At 42.3% G+C, this 3,582-nt stretch carries 2 protein-coding genes; one reads left to right on the top strand and one right to left on the bottom strand.

The features are described from left to right. Positions 1-462 precede the first annotated feature (462 nt). Positions 463-1,677, bottom strand: coding sequence for a cation diffusion facilitator family transporter (locus tag B3N33_RS12140; protein WP_292588088.1), 1,215 nt, complete (start codon positions 1,675-1,677; stop codon positions 463-465). Between the two features lie 297 nt (positions 1,678-1,974). On the opposite strand from B3N33_RS12140, the gene B3N33_RS12135 reads away from it, so the two are divergent. After that, positions 1,975-3,126, top strand: coding sequence for an SLC13 family permease (locus B3N33_RS12135; RefSeq protein WP_292588090.1), 1,152 nt, complete (start codon positions 1,975-1,977; stop codon positions 3,124-3,126). Positions 3,127-3,582: the final 456 nt, after the last annotated feature.

Genomic DNA, 3,582 nt, shown 5'->3' with positions numbered 1-3,582 from the left:
GTCCCTTTGTTGGGACTGGGTTCATCGTTGTGTTGCTGCGTGTTTTCCTGGTCGTTCTGTTTTGTAATGTCGCCATCGTTATCTCTGGATAAAGGCGGTTCTTCTACAGTACTCTTGTCAGTGATCCTCCGAATCCAACCATTTCCATCTGGTTCTCTTTATGTCTCCTCAGAAACATCTTCGTCATCACCTCGGTGCAAGCTTTTTGAGTCTATACCTTGTTTCCCCTTGCACCATTATACCACATTATTTGCCTGTACTTCACTATTCATGCGCTTTGTGTGCTTTTTCAGGAAGCCCTATTTATCTACAGAGATAATCATACGAACGCTTAACTAATTCTTAATCTACGCTTTACTTCGATGATCATGCATATAGTGCCGGATGATTAGTTGACGAGAGATATAACTGCTCTAGCAGTAGACTTTGAGAAGATGTTGATCAGTTCCTACAAAGTGGCAATCACGTACGGGTAGATTTCAATTCGGTGGAACCTTTTTCTGTAAGCTTTAGATATCCATTGGACTCAGTTATTAGCATCTCTTTATCTAGAGCCTCCAGAGCGGTCTTAACTATCGATTCGTCAGAATGTGAATCGGAAATTCCCAAGGCTCTAAGGGGTTCTATATCTTGATAAACCATAGATGCCTTTGCTTCGCACTCGAGCTGATCGCGAGTCTGTATCTTCCCTTGATCGATCATGAAAAGGAACCAGCGCTTTAGCTGCTTCGCTCTGAACTTGTTGAAGAGAGAAAAGCCATATCTTTCGAAGTCGATGGCGTCTCCTCTGGCAGATCTTATAAGATCTATCAGTAACTCTGCCGCCCCTTTGAGAATCAGAATGGAAACAATTAACCCTACAATCGCGTCAGCGTAGGGAATCCTCATGAGAGATGCGATGAGGCCAATTGCTACGCTCAAAGCTACAAGAACATGATTTCTTGAATCCGCCGACTGGGTAATCAGCGGGAAGGATCGATTCTTAAGACCTGAGTACTTCTGATAGAACCACAAGAGAGCGCAGACTATTCCCGAAATTGCCACTGCAGTAAAAGTAAGGAGATCGGGAGAAGGGATCTCACCGGAAATGAATCTGAACAGAGCCTCTATCAATGAAAAGACACCAGTTACTCCCATAAATAATAGAAGAATGAGGCTGACCAGATGTTCATGGTTTTTCTTCACTCCCCAGTACACCAAGATACTTGAGATTCCGTCCAAAAGAGTGTCGAATGAATCATTGAGAAGGCCGACACTGCCTGAAATAATAGCGGCAGGAAGTTTCAAGGCAGCAAGGATGAAGTGAACGATTATCGTTACTCTCGAGACTGTTTCGGCTCTTGTTGCTTTTTCCAGAAGTCTGCCGCTATTCTGAAGTTCGGCGAGCATCTTCCTTGCCTCAGACTCTCCCCTTTCTGTCAGTTCAAATTTGTTGCCGTCCTGAATAAGCCAGCCATCCTCTTTCATGTCTTCTATAGCCGAATCTAGAAATGAATCTAGATCCCTGGTTTCGTGCATCCTCTTGCCATAGGGGAAGACCTCGAAGAAAATGCCGAACCTTCTCCCCATCACTGAGAAGTACTCTTTCAGTAATTCCTTCGTATTACAGCCTCTGAGAACCGCAGCGGCCACATTCCATTCATGTCCATAATGTCTAGAATGAATTCTTCGTGCCAAACGTCTTACCCTCCGGGAAAAAAACAAATTCTCTCTAACTCATTCTTAGCTCAATAAACGCGATCGACCCCTTTGAGTATATTACACATTGAAGCCTTATCGTATTCAATTACTGGAAGTTATATTTTCAGAGATTTTCGACATTTGTGGATACCATATGGGGAGTAGCGAATCGAAAGAAACCCGAAGTACTTTGATTTGAATAAATGCAGTTACCTGTATTTAGCATGAAATGCTTCATCTGATCGCTTCTTTGGTGATATTATCTCCCCTGGTGATGATCGGAGGTCATTCTCAGTGCCCAATATTTCAGGAGCTATTTATAAGACTATATTGAACAAGCGGTTTATTAAGAGACATCTCGTGAAGGAGATGATGTTCTGGATATCTCTGCTGTTGGCTTTGATCACATCAATAATTATTCCACCTCGTATTGAAAGCATTGACTGGCGAGTAATTGCCGAGCTCTTAAGCCTCATGATAGTTGTTCAGGCTCTTAAGGAATACAGGGTTCTGGAGAAGATAGCCACTATATCGCTTTCCAATCTAAGAAGCTCCAGAAGCATTGGATCAGTAATTGTTGTTCTTACGGCTTTTATGGGCGCCTTGATTACCAATGACGTTGCCCTTATCGCACTCGTTCCACTCACAATGATAATAGCCGAAAAGGCGAAATTCGATCCGATGTGGATTGTTATTATTCAGAGTCAGGCTGCTAATCTTGGCAGCGCGCTGACGCCGATAGGAAATCCGCAGAATCTCTTTCTTTTCGAAGAATACAAGATTGGTATCCTGGAATTCTCGAGGCTAATGTTTCCATTTGTTGTTTTCGGAATATGCTGGACTCTCGTGATGAATCTTTTGAACTCCAAGAGAAAAATTGCTTTCGATGTTCCATCTTCGGAGATCCGTGAACCTCAAAAGCTTGGTATTTTCATTGGGTGCTTTCTTGTTGTTATGCTTTCAGTATTCAGAATCATCGACTTCAGAGTAGGACTTGTACTCACTGTGGTAGTTACAATAATTCTTGAAAGAAGGTTCTTTCAAAAGATTGACTACTTCTTGCTGGGTACTTTCTTGCTGTTCTTTGTCTTTATAGACAACATCTCCAGAATGGATATAATAGCCACGCTGATGAAGTCTGCAACAAATGGTGAAATAAGGACAATGACCAGCTCCGCTCTTATATCTCAGTTTATCAGCAACGTGCCAACCGCAATCCTTTTTTCGTCGTTTACCGAGAGCTACAAAGGCCTTCTTCTGGGCGTAAACATTGGAGGTAGCGGCACCATCATAGCCTCTCTAGCTAATCTGATCGCTTATAGAATCTACGTTAAGGAGAGGGGTCAAAACTTGAAGTATCTCACCATCTTCATGGCTTCAAGCGCGATAACACTTCTGCTAAGTATTGTTTTCGGTTACATGCAACTAAGAGTTCAAGGTTTTTAGGAGTTTGGTATGGAAAGCCCTGTAGTATGCCACCCGGACTGCTTAGCAATATGTGTTTCGGAAATGATCATACGACCGGTCTCTGTGTCATCATATAGACGCAGATTCTCGTATGTTGAAGCGTCAAAATATCGGTTTAGCATTGGAATTTTCAAACAAAACCGACTCTTGTGAAAGCACAAATTATGCAGTTCTTGCGAATACTCTTAACTAGTTAGCTGGCTTATGAGCTCGGGAGGAAGCCAAACAAAACAATTCAGACGACCATTTTCTTTCAAAGTATGAATCTCTCCAAGAAGAATTCCGTGCCGTGAGATTGGCTTAATGAAACGGACTTAAGTAGGTTAATTCACTTACATTGGACCCGGCGGGTCTTTGTATTACTCTTGAGTTTATCACTTAATCTTCTGAAAACAGCGTGAACAAGCCAAAGCATTTTTAGAAACGAAGAATTTT

This window comes from Mesotoga sp. UBA5825, from assembly GCF_002432955.1.
In the GTDB taxonomy this organism is placed as follows: Bacteria; Thermotogota; Thermotogae; order Petrotogales; family Kosmotogaceae; genus Mesotoga.
Note: the sequence above shows the minus strand (reverse complement) of the source record. Positions and strands in the feature narration are given on the sequence as shown.